This is a genomic window from Stenotrophomonas sp. PS02301 (assembly GCF_029959485.1).
Taxonomy (GTDB): Bacteria; Pseudomonadota; Gammaproteobacteria; order Xanthomonadales; family Xanthomonadaceae; genus Stenotrophomonas; species Stenotrophomonas maltophilia_Z.
On sequence record NZ_JASCOO010000041.1, the window covers coordinates 14,455 to 35,688 of the forward strand.

21 protein-coding genes are annotated in these 21,234 nt (G+C 67.1%); 15 read left to right on the forward strand and 6 right to left on the reverse strand.

All coding sequences use genetic code 11. From position 1 onward, the window contains the following. Positions 1-130: 130 nt before the first annotated feature. Positions 131-484 (reverse strand): hypothetical protein, encoded by a 354-nt coding sequence (locus QMX81_RS11610; protein WP_282261644.1) that lies wholly within the window; start codon positions 482-484, stop codon positions 131-133. A 215-nt stretch (positions 485-699) separates the two neighbouring features. Here QMX81_RS11610 and QMX81_RS11615 point away from each other — a divergent pair, with 215 nt between their 5' ends. Both QMX81_RS11615 and QMX81_RS11620 read left to right on the forward strand, forming a co-directional pair. Continuing rightward, the gene (locus QMX81_RS11615) at positions 700-963 is read left to right on the forward strand and encodes a hypothetical protein (RefSeq protein ID WP_121044434.1); all 264 of its coding nucleotides are present in this window, start codon (positions 700-702) and stop codon (positions 961-963) included. Positions 964-1,179: 216 nt separating this feature from the next. After that, positions 1,180-2,343: an acyl-CoA dehydrogenase family protein gene (locus tag QMX81_RS11620; RefSeq protein WP_121044431.1), complete on the forward strand. Its 1,164-nt coding sequence runs from the start codon at positions 1,180-1,182 to the stop codon at positions 2,341-2,343. 1 nt (position 2,344) lies between these two features. Here the strand turns inward: QMX81_RS11620 and trmL are convergent, their stop codons facing one another. Together trmL and QMX81_RS11630 are read right to left on the reverse strand one after the other, a co-directional pair. Next, positions 2,345-2,824, reverse strand: a complete 480-nt coding sequence (trmL, locus tag QMX81_RS11625) for a tRNA (uridine(34)/cytosine(34)/5-carboxymethylaminomethyluridine(34)-2'-O)-methyltransferase TrmL (protein ID WP_152154138.1) — start codon at positions 2,822-2,824, stop codon at positions 2,345-2,347. Between the two features lie 43 nt (positions 2,825-2,867). Then, on the reverse strand, positions 2,868-3,347 hold the full coding sequence (locus tag QMX81_RS11630; protein WP_121044425.1) for a hypothetical protein: 480 nt from the start codon (positions 3,345-3,347) through the stop codon (positions 2,868-2,870). 342 nt (positions 3,348-3,689) lie between these two features. On the opposite strand from QMX81_RS11630, the gene QMX81_RS11635 reads away from it, so the two are divergent. From QMX81_RS11635 to QMX81_RS11650, 4 genes are all read left to right on the forward strand, one after another. Further along, positions 3,690-6,578 carry a pitrilysin family protein gene (locus tag QMX81_RS11635; protein WP_282261648.1) on the forward strand — a complete coding sequence of 963 codons (2,889 nt, stop codon included), beginning with the start codon at positions 3,690-3,692 and terminating at the stop codon, positions 6,576-6,578. 127 nt (positions 6,579-6,705) lie between these two features. Continuing rightward, on the forward strand, positions 6,706-7,023 hold the full coding sequence (locus QMX81_RS11640; protein WP_046272272.1) for a DUF4156 domain-containing protein: 318 nt from the start codon (positions 6,706-6,708) through the stop codon (positions 7,021-7,023). A 112-nt stretch (positions 7,024-7,135) separates the two neighbouring features. Next, on the forward strand, positions 7,136-8,152 hold the full coding sequence (locus tag QMX81_RS11645) for a 3-oxoacyl-ACP synthase III (RefSeq protein ID WP_019184878.1): 1,017 nt from the start codon (positions 7,136-7,138) through the stop codon (positions 8,150-8,152). A gap of 81 nt (positions 8,153-8,233) precedes the next feature. Beyond that, entirely contained in the window at positions 8,234-9,124 is an 891-nt protein-coding gene (locus QMX81_RS11650) for an alpha/beta fold hydrolase (protein ID WP_282261652.1), read from the forward strand. 42 nt (positions 9,125-9,166) lie between these two features. Here QMX81_RS11650 and QMX81_RS11655 read toward each other — a convergent pair whose 3' ends face one another. After that, on the reverse strand, positions 9,167-9,595 hold the full coding sequence (locus QMX81_RS11655; protein WP_121044414.1) for a YkgJ family cysteine cluster protein: 429 nt from the start codon (positions 9,593-9,595) through the stop codon (positions 9,167-9,169). A 103-nt stretch (positions 9,596-9,698) separates the two neighbouring features. On the opposite strand from QMX81_RS11655, the gene oleC reads away from it, so the two are divergent. The 3 genes from oleC (at position 9,699) to QMX81_RS11670 (ending at position 12,580) form a co-directional block, all read left to right on the forward strand. Next, positions 9,699-11,354: an olefin beta-lactone synthetase gene (oleC, locus tag QMX81_RS11660; protein WP_282261655.1), complete on the forward strand. Its 1,656-nt coding sequence runs from the start codon at positions 9,699-9,701 to the stop codon at positions 11,352-11,354. Further along, positions 11,351-12,361 (forward strand): 2-alkyl-3-oxoalkanoate reductase, encoded by a 1,011-nt coding sequence (gene oleD / locus QMX81_RS11665; RefSeq protein ID WP_282261657.1) that lies wholly within the window; start codon positions 11,351-11,353, stop codon positions 12,359-12,361. Before oleC ends, oleD begins: the two co-directional genes overlap by 4 nt. 63 nt (positions 12,362-12,424) lie before the next feature. Then, positions 12,425-12,580 carry a DUF1328 domain-containing protein gene (locus tag QMX81_RS11670; protein ID WP_019184873.1) on the forward strand — a complete coding sequence of 52 codons (156 nt, stop codon included), beginning with the start codon at positions 12,425-12,427 and terminating at the stop codon, positions 12,578-12,580. Between the two features lie 81 nt (positions 12,581-12,661). On the opposite strand, the gene ddlA is transcribed toward QMX81_RS11670, so the two are convergent. Then, positions 12,662-13,768, reverse strand: coding sequence for a D-alanine--D-alanine ligase (ddlA, locus tag QMX81_RS11675; protein WP_121044405.1), 1,107 nt, complete (start codon positions 13,766-13,768; stop codon positions 12,662-12,664). A gap of 102 nt (positions 13,769-13,870) precedes the next feature. Between ddlA and QMX81_RS11680 the strand changes: the two genes are divergently transcribed. The 3 genes from QMX81_RS11680 to QMX81_RS11690 are packed head-to-tail and all read left to right on the forward strand — an operon-like array spanning position 13,871 to position 16,910. Beyond that, positions 13,871-14,512 (forward strand): SCP2 sterol-binding domain-containing protein, encoded by a 642-nt coding sequence (locus QMX81_RS11680; RefSeq protein ID WP_121044402.1) that lies wholly within the window; start codon positions 13,871-13,873, stop codon positions 14,510-14,512. Continuing rightward, positions 14,509-16,167: a ubiquinone biosynthesis regulatory protein kinase UbiB gene (gene ubiB / locus QMX81_RS11685; RefSeq protein ID WP_019184870.1), complete on the forward strand. Its 1,659-nt coding sequence runs from the start codon at positions 14,509-14,511 to the stop codon at positions 16,165-16,167. Before QMX81_RS11680 ends, ubiB begins: the two co-directional genes overlap by 4 nt. Then, positions 16,164-16,910, forward strand: a complete 747-nt coding sequence (locus QMX81_RS11690) for a pseudouridine synthase (protein ID WP_121044535.1) — start codon at positions 16,164-16,166, stop codon at positions 16,908-16,910. Before ubiB ends, QMX81_RS11690 begins: the two co-directional genes overlap by 4 nt. An 87-nt stretch (positions 16,911-16,997) precedes the next feature. Here the strand turns inward: QMX81_RS11690 and QMX81_RS11695 are convergent, their stop codons facing one another. After that, entirely contained in the window at positions 16,998-17,504 is a 507-nt protein-coding gene (locus QMX81_RS11695) for a DUF2059 domain-containing protein (protein WP_226956706.1), read from the reverse strand. Positions 17,505-17,682: 178 nt separating this feature from the next. Between QMX81_RS11695 and arfB the strand changes: the two genes are divergently transcribed. From arfB to dcp, 3 genes are all read left to right on the forward strand, one after another. Then, a complete protein-coding gene (arfB, locus tag QMX81_RS11700) occupies positions 17,683-18,114 on the forward strand; it encodes an alternative ribosome rescue aminoacyl-tRNA hydrolase ArfB (protein ID WP_121044396.1) in 432 nt (143 codons plus the stop codon). A 46-nt stretch (positions 18,115-18,160) separates the two neighbouring features. Then, on the forward strand, positions 18,161-18,721 hold the full coding sequence (locus tag QMX81_RS11705) for a lysophospholipid acyltransferase family protein (RefSeq protein ID WP_226956705.1): 561 nt from the start codon (positions 18,161-18,163) through the stop codon (positions 18,719-18,721). Positions 18,722-18,867: 146 nt separating this feature from the next. After that, positions 18,868-21,024, forward strand: coding sequence for a peptidyl-dipeptidase Dcp (gene dcp, locus QMX81_RS11710; protein ID WP_282261667.1), 2,157 nt, complete (start codon positions 18,868-18,870; stop codon positions 21,022-21,024). Positions 21,025-21,234: the final 210 nt, after the last annotated feature.

Here is a 21,234-nt window from a genome sequence, read left to right on the forward strand (position 1 = left end):
GTACCGGTCCTTCCCGTTCACGCCTAGGCAGCAGCCTCGCCATGGCACGCAAAGCTCGCCGCGGACGGTGGGTTGCTGCGATGCAGCATTGGTGACGGCCGCGCAGGGATCACGCCTCCTCAGGCGGCCATCACAACGGTGCGTTGCTTTGATCGTCGTCACGATAGGTGAAGGGCGCTGCGACACCTGCGCGCAGATCCACCCTGACGATGGGGACCCATCGGCCCGTCTTGTCGCGGAACCGTGATTGCAATGATCGTGCGGAACTGCGGGGCGTTTCGGTGCCGCCGTCGTACGGAAACACGCAACGAACCCTCAATGGATACCCCGAGTGGCCCGACATGTCCGCGATGAATCCACCCTGCGTGCGATACGCCCATACTTCCTCGATGTTGAGGTCGGCACGAAGGTAGGAGAATGCCACGCCATCGCGCCGCGCTTGACCTTCAGTGGGCTCCCAGCGGCGCGCGGCACGCAGCATCACCCCGCTGCACCGATACGCCGGTAATCCCTGGGCGCATTCACCGACCCATGCCTACCGTGCCGCGCACAAGCGATAGGCCGACCAACTGCAACAGCACCTATCGATCAGTTCAAATGCGGCAGGCACCGGGAAGTGAGCGCTGCGTGCCTGAACGTTGCGTTGGAAATGGCCACCTTGATGCAGCTCCGCTTCGGAGCGAATATCAGGATCGCAACATGAACATGGTCGCCTGCTGTGTCGGTGCCTCCTTGGCGCTGGCAGGACTGCTCGGTGCCAAGCCCGCCCAGGCGTACCCGGTCGGCTTGCCTGCAGCCATCAGCAGTAGTGCCGAGCTCCAGAGCTATTGGTGCTGGGGCGCGAGCCCCGGTAATCCGCAACGTTACGTGATGGCCACGTCGGTAACAGAGGCCCGATGGATCTATGCGGCGGACGTGGGCATCCCGCCCAGGCAGGCCAACTGCCGCCGACAGGATCCGTAATCCGGCCACAGCGCCCGACATCGCCACGCTCCGGGCACGCACACGTTCGTATCTGGCCGGGGCGTGGCCATAAGGGATCAGGACATCCCGGCGATCGGGTGGCCGGCTGGATCGGCGCCCGGATGGAGCAGCCAGCTCCTGCTGCGCCAGCCCTTGGCCCCTACCTGCACAACGCCCACAATGGGGGCCTGTTCCACCGCCACCTGCCGGGATGCCATGTCACTCAATCCGTTCGATCTGTTCGATATCCGTTCGCTGCTGAGCGAGGAGGAGCGCGCGGTGCAGGCGACGGTGGCGCGCTTCACTGATACCCGGGTGCTGCCGATCATCGGCGATGCATTTGATGAAGGCCGCTTTCCCGACGAACTGATCCCCGAGATCGCTGCACTGGGTCTGCTCGGCTCCAGCCTGCCCGAACAGTACGGCGGCGGCGGACTGAACGCGGTGAGCTACGGCTTGATCTGCCAGGAACTGGAGCGCGGCGATTCGGGGCTGCGCAGTTTCGTCTCGGTACAGAGCTCGCTGTGCATGTACCCGATCTACGCCTACGGCAGCGAAGAACAGCGCGTGCGCTGGTTGCCGGACATGGCCACCGGCAAGGTCATCGGCTGCTTCGGCCTGACCGAGGCGCATGGCGGCTCCGATCCGGCGGCGATGAAGACCCGCGCGGTGCGCGACGGCGGCGACTGGCTGATCAACGGCAGCAAGATGTGGATCACCAGTGGGCCGGTGGCGGACATCGCGATCATCTGGGCGCATACCGAAGACGGCATCCAGGGCTTCGTGCTCGAGAAAGGCATGCCCGGCTTCAGCACGCAGGAGATCAAGCACAAGATGAGCCTGCGCGCCTCGCTCACCGGTGCGCTGTTCTTCGACAATGTGCGCGTGCCCGACCGTAACCGGCTGCCTAACGTGCAGGGCCTGAAAGGCCCACTGGGCTGCTTGAACCAGGCACGCTACGGGATCAGCTGGGGCCCGATCGGTGCCGCGGTGGCGTGCCTGGATGAAGCGCTGGCCTACACCAAGCAGCGGGTGCTGTTCGGCCGGCCGGTGGCGGCCACGCAGAGTGCGCAGATCAAGCTGGCCGACATGGCGCGCCGGATCACCACCGCGCAGTTGCTGGCATTGCAGCTGGGGCGCCTGAAGGATGCCGGCCAGCTGCAGCCGCAGCAGGTAAGCCTGGCCAAATGGAACAATTGCCGCATGGCCATCGACATCGCGCGCGAGTGCCGTGATCTGCTCGGTGGCGCGGGCATCACCACCGAACATGTGGCGATCCGGCATGCACTCAATCTGGAATCGGTGATCACCTACGAGGGCACCGAGACCGTGCACCAGCTGGTGATCGGGCGGGAGCTGACGGGCATCAACGCTTTTTGAGTCATTGCCCGCCGGCAAACCCGTTCTGGCGCCACGCCTCATACATCACCACCGCGACGGTGTTGGACAGATTGAGGCTGCGGTTGCCCGGTTGCATCGGCAGGCGCAGGCGGCGGCCGTGGGGCAGGCTGTCGAGCAGGTCCTGGGGCAGGCCGCGGGTTTCCGGGCCGAACAGGAAGGCATCGCCATCTTCAAATTGCTGGGTGTCGTAACGCACGCTGCCGCGGGTACTCAGCGCGAACAGGCGTTTGGGCGCAATCACCTGCAGGGCGGTCTCAAGATCAGGATGGACCTGCAGTCGGGCGTATTCGTGATAGTCCAGGCCGGCGCGCTTGAGCTGCTTGTCGCTCAGGTCGAAACCGAGCGGCTCGATCAGGTGCAGCCGCGCGCCGGTGTTGGCGCAGAGGCGGATCACATTGCCGGTGTTCGGCGGGATTTCGGGTTGGAACAGAACGACATGGAACGTGGGCGTGGCAGTCATCGGCGAAGTGTACGCCGTGGCTGCGGGGGACCGCAGCTACGGCTTACTGGCGGATCAGGGTCGAGGCGGCGGCAGCGGCGGTGTCCAGCGCCAGGGCCTGCAGATCGGCAGCCGACGGACGCACCTGCAGGGTCGGCAGGTTGATGATCACTTCATTGGCGACGGCGGTGGCCGCAGCGGTGAAGGTGGCGACGTAGCCGCGGTCACGGGTCTGCTCGGCAGCCAGGGCCTGGCGCTGTTCGGCGGTCGGGCGCACTTCAACGGCGGCCAGCGTGGTGACGCGGCGGTTGGCGGCCAGTTCGGCGCGGTAGTCAGCGATCAGGCCGGCGGTCGGGCGGACTTCCACGACGGCCAGGGTCGGGATGCTGCTGGTGCGCTCAACCTCGGCCTGGGCGATCTGGTCGGCCGAAGGGCGGACCTGCACGGTGTCGAAGGTGACGATGGCGGGGGCGGCCTGCACCGACGAAGCAAATGCGGAGCCGGCGGCGAGGGCGATGGCGATGGCGAGCGTCTTGGTGTTCATGGCGAGGTCCTGTTTAGTGTTGGTGAGCAGTGGTGTGGTAGTAAGGTAGTACACCGATTCGGGGCGTGCAAGAACAATTTGATCTTTCTTGTTTTTGTTCAGCATCCAGTCAGTTTCGATTTGATCCTTGCTTCCCTTGCCCAGTACCACGCAGGACGCGTGCCAAGTTTTATCTGTTGATTTCAAAGGGTTTTTATCGATGTCGCGGTGTCCGCTGTCCGGACAGTTGTCCGCCGCAGGGCCTGCAGGCTGTCCGTTTTGCCCCCAATGACTGTTGGCCGATGCCTTTTGCCTGGGCGGCGCGCTAGCATCCGGCTTCACTTTCATGACCAAGGAACCGGAATGACCGTCCAACTTCGACCGCGTGCCGCGCTGCTGGCTGTAGCGCTCTCCGCCGCATTGGGCTCACTGGCGCCCGCACCGGTCCTGGCCAAGCCGGCCACGGTGGCCAAGGTCGACATTCCGTTCGAGCAGTTCACCCTGCCCAATGGCCTGCGCGTGGTGGTGCACACCGACCGCAAGGCGCCGATCGTGGCCGTCAACATCTGGTACCACGTCGGCAGCAAGGACGAACCCGCCGGCCGCACCGGCTTTGCGCACCTGTTCGAACACCTGATGTTCCAGGGCAGCGAGAACCACGACGGCGAGTATTTCGAGCCCTTCAAGCAGGTGGGTGTCACCGGCCAGAACGGCACCACCAACACCGACCGCACCAATTACTTCGAGAACGTGCCGACCACGGCGCTGGACATGGCGCTGTGGATGGAGTCCGACCGCATGGGCCATCTGCTCGGCGCGATCGACCAGGCCGCGCTCGACGAACAGCGTGGCGTGGTCCAGAACGAGAAGCGCCAGGGCGAGAACCAGCCGTATGGCCAGGTCTGGGAAAAGCTGACCCGCGCGATGTATCCGGAAGGCCATCCGTATCACCACAGCGTGATCGGCTCGATGAACGATCTCAACGCGGCCTCGCTGGACGACGTGAAAACGTGGTTCCGCACCTGGTACGGCCCCAACAATGCAGTGCTGGTGCTGGCCGGTGACATCGATGTGGCCACGGCGAAAGAAAAGGTCGCCAGGTACTTCGGCGACATCCCGGCCGGCCCGAGCATGGCCCAGCCGAAGGTGGACGTGGCCAAGCGTGAGAAGAGCACGCGCGAAGTGATGACCGACAAGGTGCCGCAGGCGCGCATCTACCGCGCGTGGAACGTCGCCCAGGTCGGCACCACCGACATCGACCAGCTGCAGTTGTTCGCGCAGGTCCTCGGCGGCGCGAAGTCCTCGCGCCTGGACCAGCGCCTGCTGCACCAGGACAAGCTGGTGGACAACATCAGTGCCGGCGCCTACAGCTCGCAGCTGGGCTCGAACTTCGTGATCATGGCCAGCGTCAAGCAGGGCGTGGACCCGGCCAAGGTCGAGGCGATCATCGATGAAGAGGTGAAGCGCCTGACCAAGGACGGCCCGACCGCCGATGAGCTCAGCCGCGGCAAGACCGCCTTCCGCGCCGGCTTCATCCGCGGCATCGAGCGCATCGGTGGCTTCGGCGGCAAGGCCGACGCGCTGGCCGAGTGCACCGTGTACGAAGGTGACCCGGGCTGCTTCCGCACGTCGCTGGCCACCATCGATGCGGCCACTGCCGCGCAGGTGCGCGATGTCGGTGCCAAGTGGCTGGGCGCCGGCGACCACACCATCGTGGTCGAGCCGGGCGCGCGCGTTGCCTTGGCCGAACTGCCGTCGGAAACGCCCAAGCCGTTCACCGTGCCCGCCGTGGACCCCAGCTTCACGACGCTGGCCCAGCAGGTCGACCGCAGCACCGGCGTGCCGCAGACCAAGACCTTCCCGGACCTGAAATTCCCGGAACTGCATCGCGCCACGCTGAAGAATGGCACCCAGGTGATCCTGGCCGAGCGTCACGACATCCCGGTCGTGCAGTTCAGCTATGAGTTCCCGGGTGGCTTCACCGCCGACCAGGGCCGCAAGTCCGGCACCGCCAACTTCACCATGGGGCTGCTCACCGAGGGCGCCGGCAAGCTGGGCGCGCTGCCCTTCGCCGATGCCGCCGATGCACTGGGCGCCAAGCTCGATGCCTCCGCCTCGCTGGACAGCACCAGCGTGTATCTGTCCGCGCTGAAGGAAAACCTGGCCCCGTCGCTGGCCCTGTATGCGGACATGCTGCGCCAGCCGCGCTTCGACCAGACCGAGATCGATCGCGTCAAGGCGACCTGGATCGCCGGCATCCAGCAGGAGAAGGTCAACCCCAGCGCGGTCGCGATGCGCGTGATGCCGACCCTGCTGTACGGCGCCGGTCATCCGTATGCGATCCCGTTCACCGGCAGCGGCAATGAAGTGGACATCCAGTCCATGACCCGCGAGGACCTGGTCGATTTCCACCGTGATTGGCTGCGCCCGGAGCAGGGCACCCTGATCGTGGTCGGCGACACCACGCTGAAGGACCTCGTGCCGCTGCTGGAGCGCCAGTTCGGCAACTGGAAGGCCGAGGGCCCGGCCCCGCAGGTGAAGGCCCCGGTGGACGTGGCACGGCCGACCCAGGCCCGCGTGTACCTGATCGACCAGCCGGGTGCGGTGCAGGCCAACCTGTTCGCCAGCCAGGTGGTGCCCTCGTCCAAGGACCCGGGGTCGACCCGCTTCGACATCGCCAACGGCGTGCTGGGCGGCGACTTCACCTCGCGCCTGAACATGAACCTGCGTGAGCAGAAGCACTGGTCCTACGGTGCCGGCAGCAGCGCCAGCAACACCCTGGGCCAGCGCCCGTGGGGCGCCCGCGCACCGGTGCAGATCGACAAGACCGCCGAGGCGATGCAGGAGATGCGCAAGGAGATCGCCGAGTTCGCCAGCGGTGCCAAGCCGGCCACCCCGGCCGAGGTGGCGCGCATCCGCAACATCCAGAACCTGAGCCTGCCCGGTGCCTACGAGACCGCCAGCGCGGTGATGGGCACCATCAGCGGGATCGTGCGTTACCAGCGCCCGGACGATTATGTGGTCCAGCGCAAGGCCGAGATCGAGGCGATGACCCCGGCCCAGGTGCAGCAGGCCGCGGCCACGCTGGACCCGAACGCGCTGACCTGGGTGGTGGTCGGTGACCTCAAGCAGACCGAGGCACCGGTGCGTGCGCTCAACCTCGGCCAGGTGCAGGTGATCGATGCCGAAGGCAAGGTGGTGGCTCCGGCTGCTCCGGCTGCTCCGGCTGCAGCGGCACCGAAGGCCCGGTGATGCCGACAGCGGGTCAGCCATCGCGCTGACCCGCGCCTCAGGTGCCGGGGACCCTCCCGGCCCCTGATCACCCTCGATTCAGTTGTTTCCCGCACACTCCCTTACGTATTCCAGCCAGGCCTTGTCCATGCGCATTCTGCTTCTGTCCGCCCTGATCCTCAGCGTTTCCGCCTGCACTTGGGTGCCGATCGAGTCGTCCGGCAAGACGGTCCGCGTGCTGCCGGCCGGTGCGGTTCCCAGCGGCTGCCAGAGCAAGGGCGAGGTGGTGGTGACCGTGAAGAGCAAGGTCGGCTTCTACAACCGCAACCCGCTGCGCGTGCAGGAAGAGCTGGAAACCCTGGCCCGCAACGAGGCGCCCAGCGCCGGTGCCAATGCCGTGCAGGCCTCTGGCCTGCCCGCCGATGGCAGCCAGCGCTTCCTGGCCTTCCAGTGCCCGCCACGCTGAACCCTTCACCCTGCGCCCGGACCATACGCCCGGGCGTGAATTCGTAAAGGTGCGGTGAAAGCCGTGCCGGCTTACAATAACGCCCCCTTTGCCTGAGCCTTGGCGCTAACTGATGCTCTTCAAGAATGTCTCGATCGCCGGCTTGGCGCACATCGACGCGCCGCACACGCTGACGTCCAAGGAAATCAACGAACGGCTGAAGCCGACGCTGGATCGCCTTGGCATCCGTACCGATGTGCTCGGCGATATCGCGGGCATCCACGCCCGCCGCCTGTGGGATGCCGACATGCTGGCCTCCGACGCCGCCACGCTGGCTGCCCGCAAAGCACTGGAAGACGCCGGGATCGGCGCCGACAAGATCGGCCTGCTGGTCAACACCTCGGTCAGCCGCGACTACCTGGAGCCGTCCACGGCCAGCATCGTCTCGGGCAACCTGGGGGTCGGCGACGAATGCATGACCTTCGACGTCGCCAATGCCTGCCTGGCCTTCATCAACGGCATGGACATCGCCGCCCGCATGCTCGAACGCGGCGAGATCGACTACGCGCTGATCGTCGACGGTGAAACCGCCAACCTGGTGTACGAGAAGACCCTCGAGCGCATGGCCCTGCCGGGCGTGACCGCCGATGACTTCCGCAACGAGATGGCCGCCCTGACCCTGGGCTGCGGTGCCGCGGCGATGGTCATGGCGCGCACCGAGCTGGTGCCCGATGCCCCGCGTTACCGCGGTGGCGTGACCCGCTCGGCCACCGAGTGGAACCAGCTGTGCCGGGGCAACCTGGACCGCATGGTCACCGACACCCGCATGCTGCTGATCGAAGGCATCAAGCTGGCACAGAAGACCTTCGTGGCCGCCCGTGAAGCACTGGGCTGGGCCGTGGAGGAACTGGACCAGTTCGTGATCCACCAGGTCAGCCAGCCGCACACCGCCGCCTTCATCAAGAACTTCGGCATCGACCCGAAGAAGGTGATGACGATCTTCGGCGAGCACGGCAACATCGGCCCGGCCTCGGTGCCGATCGTGCTGAGCAAGCTCAAGCAGCTGGGCAAGCTGAAGAAGGGCGATCGCATCGCGCTGCTCGGCATCGGCTCGGGCCTGAACTGCTCGATGGCCGAAGTGGTCTGGTAAACCAGTCGCCGCAGGCTGCTGCGGCGTTGGAATTGAACATCAAGGGCCGGTTCTGCCGGCCCTTTTCACAGGTGCGTTTGCATGCCCCAGCTGCCCGGTTACCCCGCCCATCCGCACCGCTTCGAGGTGCGCCCCGGCCTGTCGATGAACTATCTCGACGAAGGCCCGCGCGATGGCGAGGTGGTGGTGATGGTCCACGGCAATCCGTCGTGGAGCTATTACTGGCGCACCCTGGTGACCGGCCTCTCGGACAAGTACCGCTGCATCGTGCCGGACCATATCGGCATGGGCCTGTCGGACAAGCCCGATGACGCGCACTACGACTACACCCTGCAGTCGCGCGTGGATGACCTGGAGGCGCTGCTCGCGCACCTGGGCATCACCGGCCCGGTGACCCTGGCCGTGCACGACTGGGGCGGCATGATCGGCTTCGGTTGGGCGTTGTCGCACCACGCGCAGGTCAAGCGCCTGGTGGTGCTCAACACCGCCGCCTTCCCGATGCCGGCCGCGAAGAAGATGCCGTGGCAGATCGCGCTGGGTCGCCACTGGAAGATCGGCGAGTGGCTCATCCGCACCTTCAACGCGTTCTCGTCCGGTGCCTCGTGGCTGGGCGTGGAACGGAAGATGCCGGCCGAGGTGCGCCGCGCTTACGTGTCGCCGTACAACAGCTACGCCAACCGCATCAGCACCATCCGCTTCATGCAGGACATCCCGCTGTCACCGGCCGACAAGGCCTGGTCGCTGCTGGAGCGGTCCGGCCAGACCCTGCCCAGCTACGCCGACCGTCCCGCCTTCATCGGCTGGGGGCTGCGTGATTTCGTGTTCGACCACCACTTCCTGGAGGGCTTCCAGGCCGCACTGCCGCAGGCGGTCGTGCATGCCTTCGAGGATGCCGGACACTATGTGCTGGAAGACAAGCACGAGGTGCTGGTGCCGAAGATCCGCGCGTTTCTGGACGCGCACCCGATCTGATCGGCGTGACGACCAACGGTCGTCACCTGCCCATGCCGATCTTTACGCCGCGATCGGTGCCTGCGGCGGCGCCGGGGAATTGCCGTTGTCGTCGGGATGATCATCGTCATTGCCCGCCTCGTCCCGCCAGCGCCAGTCGGCCAGGGTCAGCGCCGGCATGCCGTGCGCCACGCGCGCCTTGTCGCACTGGGGGCTGGCCTTGCCGTACTCCCACGAAGCATCCACCTCACGGCACACGCTGGGGCGGTTGGGGTGGATGCTGCAGCGCGAATACACGCCGATCTCAGCATCCAGCGCCACGCAGTACACCGGCTTGGACAGGGTGCCGCGCATGCACAGCCGGTGCGGGTCCAGCACCTGGGTGAGCTCGTGCGGGACGCCACCGGGGGTGACCTCGTCCGATTCCATCCAATGGAAGGCCACACGGTATTGGGTGCAGCAGGCGCCGCAGGTGAGGCAGGGATGGGGCATGGGGCACCGGCCTTGGGCGGCAGCGAAGCAGGAGGGAAGGGCGCGAATTTTCCACGCCACCGGCCGGCGCGCAAGATTTTTCTGCAGCGGCGACAATGAACGGATGAACAGCGCCATCAATATCGCCGCGCGCCTGCCCGAGCTGGCCCGTGAACGCCCCGACCAGATCGCCATCCGCTGCCCCGGCAAGCCCGGGCCCGGCGGCATGGCGCGTTATGACGTCACCCTGGATTACCGCACCCTCAACGCCCGCAGCGACGCGATGGCGGCCGGCCTGGCCGCGCACGGCATCGGCCGCGGCGTGCGCGCGGTGGTGATGGTGCGGCCCTCGCCGGAGTTCTTCCTGCTGATGTTCGCGCTGTTCAAGAACGGCGCGGTCCCGGTGCTGGTCGACCCGGGCATCGACAAGCGCGCGCTGAAGCAATGCCTGGACGAGGCCCAGCCGCAGGCCTTCATCGGCATCGGCCTGGCCCACGTGGCGCGCCTGGTGCTGCGCTGGTGCCGCTCTGCGCGCCTGCTGGTGACCGTCGGCCGCCGCTGGGGCTGGGGTGGCACCACCCTGGCCCGGCTGGAAGCCCAGGGCGCCACGGCGGCGCCTGCGCTGGCCCCGACCGATGGCGAGGATGTCGCGGCGATCCTGTTCACCAGCGGCTCCACCGGCGTGCCCAAAGGCGTGGTCTACCGCCACCGTCATTTCGTCGGCCAGGTCGAGCTGCTGCGCACCGCCTTCGGGATGGAGCCGGGTGGGGTGGATCTGCCGACCTTCCCGCCGTTCGCGCTGTTCGATCCGGCGCTGGGGCTGACCTCGGTGATCCCGGACATGGACCCGACCCGCCCGGCCCAGGCCGATCCGCGCAAGCTGCATGACGCCATCAACCGCTTCGGCGTCACCCAACTGTTCGGCTCGCCGGCGCTGATGCGGGTCCTGGCCGATCACGGCCAGCCGCTGCCGAGCGTGCGCCGGGTGACCTCGGCCGGGGCGCCGGTGCCGCCGGATGTGGTCGCGCGGATCCGCCGCCTGCTGCCCGATGACGCCCAGTTCTGGACCCCCTACGGCGCCACCGAGTGCCTGCCGGTGGCGGTGATCGAAGGCCGCGAGCTGGAGAACACCCGCCAGGCCACCGAGGCCGGCGCCGGTACCTGTGTCGGCCGCGTGGTCGCGCCAAACGAGGTGCGCATCATCGCCATCGATGACGCGCCGCTGCCGGATTGGTCGCAGGCCCGTGTGCTGGCCACCGGCGAGGTGGGCGAGATCACCGTGGCCGGCCCGACCGCCACCGACAGCTACTTCAACCGCCCGCAGGCCACCGCCGCGGCGAAGATCACCGAAACCCTGGCCGATGGCAGCACCCGGGTCGTGCACCGGATGGGCGATGTCGGCTACTTCGATGCGCAGGGCCGGCTGTGGTTCTGTGGGCGCAAGACCCAGCGCGTGGAAACCGCGCAGGGGCCGCTGTACACCGAGCAGGTCGAGCCGGTGTTCAATGCGCTGGACGGCATCGCCCGCACCGCGCTGGTCGGCGTGGGTGCGCCGGGTCGGCAGCGGCCGGTGCTGTGCTACGAACTGCAGCCCGGCACCATCGATTCGCCCGCCCTGGTCGAGCGCCTGCGTCGTGAAGCGGCCGCACATGAGCACACCGCGCGCATCGAGCAGTTCCTGCCGCACCCGGGCTTCCCGGTCGACATCCGCCACAACGCCAAGATCGGCCGCGAGAAGCTCACGGTATGGGCCACCGCGCAACTGGAGCAGCACGCATGAAGATCCTCGTGACCGGCGGCGGCGGCTTCCTCGGCCAGGCCCTGTGCAAGGGACTGATCGAGCGGGGTCACCAGGTGCTGGCGTTCAACCGCGGCCACTACCCTGCGCTGCAGGCGATGGGCGTGGGCCAGATCCGCGGCGACCTGGCCGATGCGCAGGCGGTGATGCATGCGGTGGCCGGGGTCGATGCGGTCCTCCACAACGGGGCCAAGGCCGGTGCGTGGGGCAGCTATGACAGCTACCACCAGGCCAACGTGGTCGGCACCGACAATGTCATCGCGGCCTGTCGCGCGCACGGCGTGGGCAAGCTGGTCTACACCTCCACGCCCAGCGTGACCCATCGCGCCACGCATCCAGTGGAGGGCCTGGGCGCGGACGAGGTGCCGTATGGCGAGAACTTCCAGGCGCCGTACGCGGCCACCAAGGCCATCGCCGAGCAGCGCGTGCTGGCGGCCAACGATGCGCAGCTGGCCACGGTCGCGTTGCGGCCGCGGCTGATCTGGGGCCCGGGCGACCAGCAACTGGTACCGCGTCTGGCTGAGCGCGCCCGCGCCGGCCGCCTGCGCTTCGTCGGCGATGGGCAGAACAAGGTCGATACCACCTACATCGACAACGCCGCACTGGCCCACTTCCTGGCCCTGGAGCACCTGGCCCCGGGCGCGGCCTGCGCCGGCAAGGCGTACTTCATTTCCAACGGCGAGCCGCTGCCGATGCGCGAGCTGCTCAACAAGCTGCTGGCCGCGGTGGATGCGCCGCCAGTGACAAAGTCGATCAGCTTCAAGGCGGCCTACCGGATCGGCGCGGTCTGCGAGCGGCTGTGGCCGCTGCTGCGCCTGCGCGGCGAGCCGCCCATGACCCGCTTCCTGGCCGAGCAGCTGTGCACCCCGCACTGGTACAGCATGGAACCGGCCCGCCGCGACTTCGGTTATGTCCCCGTGGTCAGCATCGAAGAAGGGCTGGCCCGGCTGGCATCTTCATCGAACGCACAGGATTCCATCACTCCCTGAACACCGCAGGTTGGTGAACATGGCCCCACGCCAACTCCGGCACGCATCAACACGAGGGTCGACATGCTGCATTACGCCGTCATCTTTTTTGTCATCGCCATCATCGCGGCGGTGCTTGGTTTCTCGGGCATTGCCGGCGCCGCCAGCAACGTCGCCTGGATCCTGTTCGTCGTTTTCCTGATCCTGGCGGTGGTTTCGATGTTCCGCAAGCGGACCTAGTGTCCGGCGCGTCCCGCGCTACCTCTCTCCGGCGTGGGACGCGCTGCGGAAATAATGACGGCCTGACATCGGCAACGATGTTCAGGCCGTCGTTGCGATGGCGCTGCGCAGATCGCGCTCACGCGCATGCCGGTCCATCGCCAGTTCCAGCAGCCGCGTGATCAGGGCGGTGTAATCCAGCCCACTGGCTGCCCACAGCTTCGGGTACATGCTGATGCGGGTGAAGCCGGGCAACGTGTTGATCTCGTTGATCACCACCTCGCCGGCCGGCGTCAGGAATACATCCACGCGTGCCAGGCCGGCACACTCCAGTGCCTGGTAGGCCTGCACGGCGATCTGCCGGATACGGGACTGCTCCGCATCGGTGATGGCCGCCGGCACCACGATGTCGGCACCGGTCTCGCTGATGTATTTGGTGTCGTACGAATAGAAATCATCGTGCACGACCACCTCGCCACAGACGCTGGCTTCGGGGTGTTCGTTGCCGAGCACCGCGCACTCGATTTCGCGGCCGTCGATCGCCGCTTCCACCAGCGCCTTGTGATCGAACGACAGCGCCAGCGCGAGGGCGGTATGGAAGTCCGCCTCGTTGCGCACCTTGCTCACACCCACCGAGGAGCCCTGGTTGGCCGGCTTCACGAACAGTGGCGTGCCCAGCGCGGCGACCAGCGCGGCGTAATCGGCCCGCGCCGCAGTGACCCGGTTGAAGCAGGCGAACGGCGCCACCGCCAGCCCGGCATCGCGCAGCAGGCGCTTGGCCACGTCCTTGTCCATCGCCACTGCCGAGCCCAACACGCCTGAGCCCACGAAGGGCAGGTTGGCCATGCGCAGCAGGCCCTGCAGCGAGCCGTCCTCGCCCAGCGTGCCGTGCACGATCGGGAACACCACGTCGATCTGCTCCAGCGCGGTGGCCGGATCGGTGGGCACCAGCTGCTGGCGCTCCAGGCCCGGCCGCACCGCCACCGCATTGCCCGAGCGGTGCAGCGCGATCCGTGCCGGGTCGCCGGCATTGAGCAGGAAGTCGCGCGGGTCGCTCACGTGCCACTGGCCCTGCTTGTCGATGCCGATCAGGCTGACCTCGAAGCGGTCCTTGTCCAGCGCATCGAGGATGTTCTTCGCCGACTGCAGCGAGACCTCGTGCTCGGCCGAACGGCCGCCGAAGATGATGCCTACCCGGGTCTTGCCCATGCCTGTTGCCGCTCCTGTCACTGTGTTGGGGTGCCATAGCATGAACCGAGTCGGCGCCCGGGAACACGCCCGCCGTTCAAGGGCACACGGTAGAATGCGGTGATGGCCCGTTCCCTGCTCTCTTCCCTCAAGCCGCTGGCTGGCAATGCGCTGCAGCTCACGCTCAACCGCGCGCTGGCGCTGGACCCGGACACCCGCAGCGCGCTGGCCGCGCTGGATGGCCGCCACATCGCGCTGACCCTGGAATCGCCTGCGTTGGCGATGCGGATCGGGGTGGACGGGGAGCGCCTCACGGTCGGCCCGGTCGATCCGCAGCAGGTGCCGGACCTGGCCGTGCGCAGCACGCTGGGCGGGGTGCTGGCCCAGCTGCCGTTCCTGGCCAATGCACGCCGTGGCGGTGATGCGCCGGCCGGGCGGGTCAAGGTCTCCGGCGATGCCGAGCTGGCCCGCCGCCTGCAGCAGCTCGCGACCCGTTTCGATCCGGACTGGCAGCAGCCGTTCGTGCGCGTGTTCGGCGAGGTGATGGGCGTGCAGATCGCCAACACCCTGCGCTCGGCACTGCAGCACGCGCGCCGCGGCGCGTCCGACCTGGCGCACAGCGCCGCTGAATTTGTCACCGAGGAGTCGCGCGACGTGGTACCCCGAGCAGAACTGGATGCCTTCCACGACGATGTGGACGTGATGCGCGACGACGTTGAACGCATGGCCGTGCGCGTCCAGCGCCTGCGGCAGGTGGGCGCATGAAGGCGATCTTCCGCGCCAGCCGCATCGGCCGCATCATCCTGCGCTACCGCCTCGACGATCTGCTCCAGGGCACCCCGGCCGAACGCTGGCTGCGCCTGGCCAAGCCGTTCGTGCCACGCGCCTCGGCCGACATCGCCGCACAGTCGCGCGGTGCGCGCCTGCGCCTGGCGCTGCAGGACCTCGGCCCGATCTTCGTCAAGTTCGGCCAGATCCTCTCCACCCGCCGTGACCTGATCCCGGCCGACGTCGCCAACGAACTCACCCTGCTGCAGGACCGGGTCAAACCGTTTGATGGCGCTACCGCGCAGGCCATTGTCGAGCGCGCGCTCGGCCGCCCGGTGAGCGAAGCCTTCGCCAGCTTCGATCTGCAGCCGCTGGCCTCGGCCTCGATCGCACAGGTGCACGCGGCGACGCTCGCCGATGGCCGCCAGGTGGTGGTCAAGGTGCTGCGCCCGGACATCGAAAAGCAGATCGACGCCGACATCGCGCTGCTCAAGTCGGCCGCCGCGCTGATCGAACGCGCGCACCCGCGCGCCGACAAGATCCGCCCGCGCGAAGTGGTCGCCGAAGTCGAAAACACCCTGGCCGCCGAACTGGATCTGCAGCGCGAAGGCGCCAATGCCAGCGTGCTGCGCCGCAACTGGATCGACTCGGACGATCTGTACGTGCCCGAGGTGATCTGGAGCCACACCGCCGAGCGCGCGCTGACCCTGGAGCGGGTGTGGGGCATCCCGTCGGACGACATCGTCGCGCTGGACAAGGCCGGCATCGACCGCAAGGCGCTGGCCGCCAAGGGCGTGCGGGTGTTCTACACCCAGGTGTTCCGCGACAACTTCTTCCACGCCGATGCGCACGCCGGCAACATCTGGGTCGACACCGATCCGGCGCGCCGCGACAACCCGCGCTTCATCGCGCTGGATTTCGGCATCATGGGCCAGCTGTCCGAAGAAGATCAGTACTACCTGGCCGAGAACTTCATGGCCATCTTCAACAAGGACTACCGGCGCATGGCCGCGCTGCATGTGGAAGCCGGCTGGATGCCCAACAACGTGCGCATCGATGAACTCGAAGCGGCCGCGCGTTCGGTGTGCGAACCGTATTTCACCCGCCCGCTGTCGCAGATCTCGCTGGCCGAGGTGCTGATCAAGCTGTTCCGCGTGGCCCAGCGCTACGAGCTCACGCTGCAGCCGCAGCTGATCCTGCTGCAGAAGACACTGCTCAACATCGAAGGTGTCGGCCGTCAGCTCGATCCGGAACTGGATATCTGGGCGGTCGCGCGGCCGGTGCTGGAACGCATCCTGCGCGAACGCTACAGCCCGCGCCGGGTGCTGAAGGAAGTGCGCAAGCGCCTGCCCGAAATCATGACGCATACGCCGGACATGCCGCGCCTGGTCCACGCCTGGCTGCGCCAGCAGGTGGAAGGTGATCATGAACTGTCGATGCGCTCGCGTGATCTGGCGGCGCTGAACGTCAGCGTGCAGAAACTGCAGAAGCGCGCGGTGGCCGCGATTGCCGGCGTCGGCCTGATGATCGTCGCCGCGGTGCTGTATGGCCTGCAGCCGGGTGGCTGGTACTTCGGCGATGCCCCGGTGTGGAGCTGGGTGACCGGCGCGGCGGGGGTGTTCTCGCTGGCCAGTGCCTGGTGGCGCCGATGAGCGTGATCGAGCTGCCGGCAGCGGCCCTGGCCGAGCCGCCGGTGGCGCTTCCGCCCCTGCAACTGCTGCACCTGGACGACCAGCTCGCCGTGGTCAACAAGCCCGCCGGGCTGATGGTCCACGACAGCAAGCTTGCCCGGGGCGAAGACGACTTCCTCGCCGACCGCCTGCGCGAACAGCTCGGCAAGCCGATCTTCCTCGTCCATCGCCTGGACCGCGCCACCAGCGGCTGCCTGCTGCTCGCCTTTGATCGCGAAAGCGCCAGCGTGCTCGGCAAATCGCTGATGGGCGGCGACGTCACCAAGGATTACCTCGCGATCTGCCGCGGCTGGCCGGCCGATGAGGCCTTCACCGTCGACCACGACCTCGATGGCGGCCCCGGCAAACCGGTCAAGAAGCAGGCGATCACCCACTTCCAGCGTGTCGCCGTGGGCGAGATCGCGATTCCGATGGGCGAGTTCGAGACCTCACGCTACGCCCTGCTGCGCTGCCAGCCGCAGACCGGCCGGTTCCGCCAGATCCGCCGCCACCTCAAGCACCTCTCGCATCACCTGATCGGTGACACCAGCCACGGCGACGGCCGCCACAACCGCAGCTTCCGCATGCAGGGCATCCACCGCATGCTCCTGCACGCCGAGCGCCTGCGCTTCCCGCATCCGGATGGCACGCCGATGGACATCAGCGCGCCGGTGGACGGCGAATTCCGCAAGGCGATGGATCTGTTCGACTGGGAAGTGCGCTGACCTGGGCTGCCCGGCTTACTCATCCATGGAAAACGAACAGCTGCCGTACGCGGACTGACACGTAACCCTCTGTGATCCCGAGCCCGATTACTTCTTCGCCGGTGCGGCCGCAGGCGCCGGCTCGTTCACGATCGCCTCCAGGTCCTTCTGCAGATCCACGAACAGCGGCTGCATCTTGGCCTGGATCGCCACCATCACGTTCTGCATCAGCGCCGGCGTCTTGTCCAACAGGCTCTGCCCCGCCGAGCTCTCATAGAACTCCGCCATCGCCAGCACGTCTTCCTTGCTGAAGGTCTGCTTGTACAGATCCACATACATCGGCCGCAGCTCCTTCCAGGACAGCGCCTGGCGCACCGTCTGGCTGGTCCGTTGCTCGATCCGCTGCAACTGCGCCTGCTGCGTCGCATCCAGCTGACGCTGCTGCGCCACCTGCTGGAACTGCTGGCGCTGCATCGCCTCGATCTGCGGCAGCATCGTATCGAGCATGCTCTGCGCGCGCGAGGCGGCCAGCAGGCGGTTGATGTCGGCATCCGACGGCGGCGCGGCGATGGCCGGCGCGATCGCGCCCAGGCCCAGCGCCAGGGCGAATGTCATGCGGATCAGGCCACGGCGGGCCATCGGGCGGATCGGGAACATTGCGGAGCATCCTGCGTTGCGGGAAACCGGAGAATACCTGCGATGGCGTCATCAGACCGTAATTGAGGACGTTATCGGCGACATCCACGCACGTTGCAGTCACCCGGCCGGCGGCCCTCCCCTTACAATGCCGCCCATGGGTAACGGGCCAGTCACCATCAGCGCGCACCTGACGATTCCGGATACGGAACTCGTCGAGCGGTTCGTGCGCGCCAGCGGCGCCGGTGGCCAGAACGTCAACAAGGTCTCCACCGCCGTCGAGCTGCGCTTCGACGTGGCCGGCTCGCCTTCGTTGCCCGAGCCGTTGCGCGCGCGCCTGCTGGCCCGCCGCGACCGGCGCATGACCGGCGAAGGCGTGCTGGTCATCGATGCACAGCGTTTCCGTACCCAGGACCGTAACCGCGAGGACGCGCGCGATCGACTGGCCGCCTTCATCCAGGCGGGGCTGAGCGTGCCCAAGGCACGCGTGGCCACCAAGCCGACCTACGGGTCGAAACTGCGTCGTCTGGACGCCAAAAAGGGGCGCGCGCAGATCAAGCGCGGGCGCACCACACGCAATTGGGAGTGATTGCTTGAACAACCGAAGTCCGTTGTTGCCGGTGGTTCCGCCGAACATGCCGCAGGTCAAACCGAACCGCTTCCTCCGCTGGCTGGCCCGCTGCACGCTGCGCCTGGGCGGTTGGAAAGTGACCGGCACCCTGCCCGATGTGCCCAAAGTGGTGTTCATCATCGCCCCGCATTCGTCCAACTGGGACGGCTTCTGGGGCATGGCGGCGAAGATCGCGCTGGGCATGCAGGTCAAGGTGCTGGGCAAGGCCTCGCTGTTCTGGTGGCCACTGGGGCCGCTGCTGCGCAAGCTCGGCGTCATCCCGCTGGACCGCAGCTCACCGCAGGGCACCGTGGAGCAGGCAGTCAGCCTGATCCGTGGCTCGGACCGCCTGTGGTACGCGATCACCCCGGAGGGCACGCGCAAGGCAGTGCAGCACTGGAAGGCCGGCTTCCTCAAGATCGCGCGCATGGCCGATGTGCCGGTGCTGGCCGCGTACTTCCACTACCCGGAAAAGACCATCGGCATCGGCCCGTTGTTCCATCCCACCGGCAACGACGCGGCCGACATGGCCGCGATCCGCGCGTACTACCGCCCCTGGCAGGGCAAGACCCGCGGCACCGTCTGAGCGCCGCCGGGCGGGCCGGACCGGGTAGCCCCCACGGCCCGCACAGCCACGCGCCACGACCGGCACATGCCGCCTGCGGGCTTTGGGAGTAGGGTGATCGGCTGCGGGATTTCACGTCCCGCGCCCTCATCCAAGGAGCCCGTTTCATGTCGCGTACCGTAGTTTTGGCCGCTGCCATCAGCCTGGCGCTGGCGGCCTGTTCCGGCAAGGAGTCCACCCCCGTGACCGATACCCAGCCCGCCCCGACCCAGCAGCCGGCCGATGCGTCCGCCAACCCGCTGTTGAGCGCCAGCACGCTGCCGTTCCAGGCGCCGCCGTTCGACAAGATCAAGGACAGTGACTACCTGCCGGCCTTCAACGAAGGCATGAAGCAGCACCTGGCCGAAGTCCGCAAGATCGCCGACAACCCCGAGCCGGCCACCTTCGACAACACCATCGAAGCGCTGGAGCGCAGCGGCGAGACCCTGACCCGCGTGTCGCGCATCTTCTTCGGCCTGGTCCAGGCCGACACCAACGATGCACGCCAGAAGGTGCAGGAAGAAGTCGCCCCGAAGCTGGCCGAGCACCAGGACGAGATCAACCTCGACCCGAAGCTGTTCGCCCGCATCAAGACCATCTACGACCAGCGCGATGCGCTGGGCCTGGACCCGGTGCAGAAGCGCCTGGTCGAGCGTGATTACCAGGAGTTCGTGCGTGCCGGCGCGCAGTTGAACGATGCCGACAAGGCCTCGCTGCGCAAGCTCAACGTCGAAGAAACCACGCTGGCCACGCAGTTCCACACCCGCCTGGTCGCCGCGACCGCCGCCGGTGCCGTGGTCGTCGATGACAAGGCCAAGCTGGCCGGCCTGGATGAGGATGCGATCAACACCGCCGCCGCCGATGCCAAGGCCCGCAACCTCGATGGCAAGTACCTGCTGCCGCTGCAGAACACCACGCAGCAACCGGTGCTCGGCTCGCTGAGCGACCGCGAGCAACGCGCCGTCGTGCTCAAGGCCTCGGAAACCCGTGCTGAAAAGGGCGACGCCAACGACACCCGCGAGACCATTCAGCGCCTGGCCCAGCTGCGCGCGCAGAAGGCCAAGCTGCTAGGCTTCGAGAACTACGCCGCCTACAGCCTGGCCGACCAGATGGCCAAGACCCCGGCCGCCGCGCTCAAGCTGCTGACCGACACCGTGCCGGCCGCGACCGCCAAGGCGCGTGGCGAGATCAGCGAAATGCAGAAGGTGATCGACGCGCAGAAGGGCGGTTTCAAGCTCGCTGCCTCCGATTGGGACTTCTACGCCGAACAGGTGCGCAAGGCGCAGTACGACCTGGACGAATCGCAGATCAAGCCGTACTTCGAGATGGACAACGTGCTGCAGAACGGCGTCTTCTACGCCGCCACGCAGCTGTACGGCATCACCTTCAAGCCGCGTACCGACATCCCCACCTACCACCCGGACATGAAGGTCTACGAAGTGTTCGACAAGGACGGCACCTCGCTGGCCCTGTTCTACACCGACTACTTCAAGCGTGACAGCAAGTCCGGCGGCGCCTGGATGGACGTGTTCGTCGAACAGGACGGCCTGACCGGTGCCAAGCCGGTGGTCTACAACGTGTGCAACTTCACCAAGCCCGCCGCCGGCCAGCCCGCGCTGCTGAGCTTCGATGATGTGACCACCATGTTCCATGAGTTCGGCCATGCGCTGCACGGCATGTTCTCGAAGGTGAAGTACCCGTCCATCGCCGGTACCAGCACCTCGCGCGATTTCGTCGAGTTCCCCTCGCAGTTCAACGAGCATTGGGCGCTGGACCCGAAGGTCTTCGCCAACTACGCCAAGAACTACAAGACCGGCGAGCCGATGCCGCAGGCGCTGGTCGACAAGATCCTCAAGGCCCGCACCTTCAACCAGGGCTATGCGACCACCGAGTACCTCTCGGCCGCCCTGCTCGACCTGGCCTGGCACACCCAGCCGGCCGACGCCAAGCTGCAGGACGTCGCGCCGTTTGAAGCGGCCGCGCTGAAGAAGTTCAAGGTCGACCTGCCGCAGGTGCCGCCGCGCTACCGCACCAGCTACTTCGATCACATCTGGGGTGGCGGTTATTCGTCCGGTTACTACGCCTACTTCTGGGCCGAAGTGCTCGACCATGACGCCTTCGAGTGGTTCAAGGAGAACGGCGGCCTGACCCCGGAGAACGGCCAGGTCTTCCGCGACAAGATCCTCTCGCGCGGCAACAGCGTGGAGCTGGCCGATCTGTACCGCGAGTTCCGCGGCAAGGATCCGTCGGTGGAACCGCTGCTGGTCAATCGTGGCCTGAAATAATCGCGGCATCCCGGTAGGTACCGACCGTTGGTCGGTACGCTTGCCACCAGTGCGCGATGATATTGAAACGGCAGGGGAAACCCTGCCGTTTTTTTGGGTTGCTGCTCCGCTGGGCCGGGCGCTGGGCGCCTATGCCCTTTCCGGCGAATGTCCTCCGGCGTCGGCCTGCGGCCGCCCCCTCCCCCTTTATTTCGCCTCCAAGGGCATAGG

Bases quoted from the DNA above. Each gene is read 5' to 3' on its own strand.
- QMX81_RS11615 (WP_121044434.1), top strand. From the start codon at position 700: ATGAACATGGTCGCCTGCTGTGTCGGTGCCTCCTTGGCGCTGGCAGGA.
- QMX81_RS11620 (WP_121044431.1), top strand. From the start codon at position 1,180: ATGTCACTCAATCCGTTCGATCTGTTCGATATCCGTTCGCTGCTGAGC.
- trmL (WP_152154138.1), bottom strand. From the start codon at position 2,824: ATGACTGCCACGCCCACGTTCCATGTCGTTCTGTTCCAACCCGAAATC.
- QMX81_RS11630 (WP_121044425.1), bottom strand. From the start codon at position 3,347: ATGAACACCAAGACGCTCGCCATCGCCATCGCCCTCGCCGCCGGCTCC.
- QMX81_RS11635 (WP_282261648.1), top strand. From the start codon at position 3,690: ATGACCGTCCAACTTCGACCGCGTGCCGCGCTGCTGGCTGTAGCGCTC.
- QMX81_RS11640 (WP_046272272.1), top strand. From the start codon at position 6,706: ATGCGCATTCTGCTTCTGTCCGCCCTGATCCTCAGCGTTTCCGCCTGC.
- QMX81_RS11645 (WP_019184878.1), top strand. From the start codon at position 7,136: ATGCTCTTCAAGAATGTCTCGATCGCCGGCTTGGCGCACATCGACGCG.
- QMX81_RS11650 (WP_282261652.1), top strand. From the start codon at position 8,234: ATGCCCCAGCTGCCCGGTTACCCCGCCCATCCGCACCGCTTCGAGGTG.
- QMX81_RS11655 (WP_121044414.1), bottom strand. From the start codon at position 9,595: ATGCCCCATCCCTGCCTCACCTGCGGCGCCTGCTGCACCCAATACCGT.
- oleC (WP_282261655.1), top strand. From the start codon at position 9,699: ATGAACAGCGCCATCAATATCGCCGCGCGCCTGCCCGAGCTGGCCCGT.
- oleD (WP_282261657.1), top strand. From the start codon at position 11,351: ATGAAGATCCTCGTGACCGGCGGCGGCGGCTTCCTCGGCCAGGCCCTG.
- QMX81_RS11670 (WP_019184873.1), top strand. From the start codon at position 12,425: ATGCTGCATTACGCCGTCATCTTTTTTGTCATCGCCATCATCGCGGCG.
- ddlA (WP_121044405.1), bottom strand. From the start codon at position 13,768: ATGGGCAAGACCCGGGTAGGCATCATCTTCGGCGGCCGTTCGGCCGAG.
- QMX81_RS11680 (WP_121044402.1), top strand. From the start codon at position 13,871: ATGGCCCGTTCCCTGCTCTCTTCCCTCAAGCCGCTGGCTGGCAATGCG.
- ubiB (WP_019184870.1), top strand. From the start codon at position 14,509: ATGAAGGCGATCTTCCGCGCCAGCCGCATCGGCCGCATCATCCTGCGC.
- QMX81_RS11690 (WP_121044535.1), top strand. From the start codon at position 16,164: ATGAGCGTGATCGAGCTGCCGGCAGCGGCCCTGGCCGAGCCGCCGGTG.
- QMX81_RS11695 (WP_226956706.1), bottom strand. From the start codon at position 17,504: ATGACATTCGCCCTGGCGCTGGGCCTGGGCGCGATCGCGCCGGCCATC.
- arfB (WP_121044396.1), top strand. From the start codon at position 17,683: ATGGGTAACGGGCCAGTCACCATCAGCGCGCACCTGACGATTCCGGAT.
- QMX81_RS11705 (WP_226956705.1), top strand. From the start codon at position 18,161: ATGCCGCAGGTCAAACCGAACCGCTTCCTCCGCTGGCTGGCCCGCTGC.
- dcp (WP_282261667.1), top strand. From the start codon at position 18,868: ATGTCGCGTACCGTAGTTTTGGCCGCTGCCATCAGCCTGGCGCTGGCG.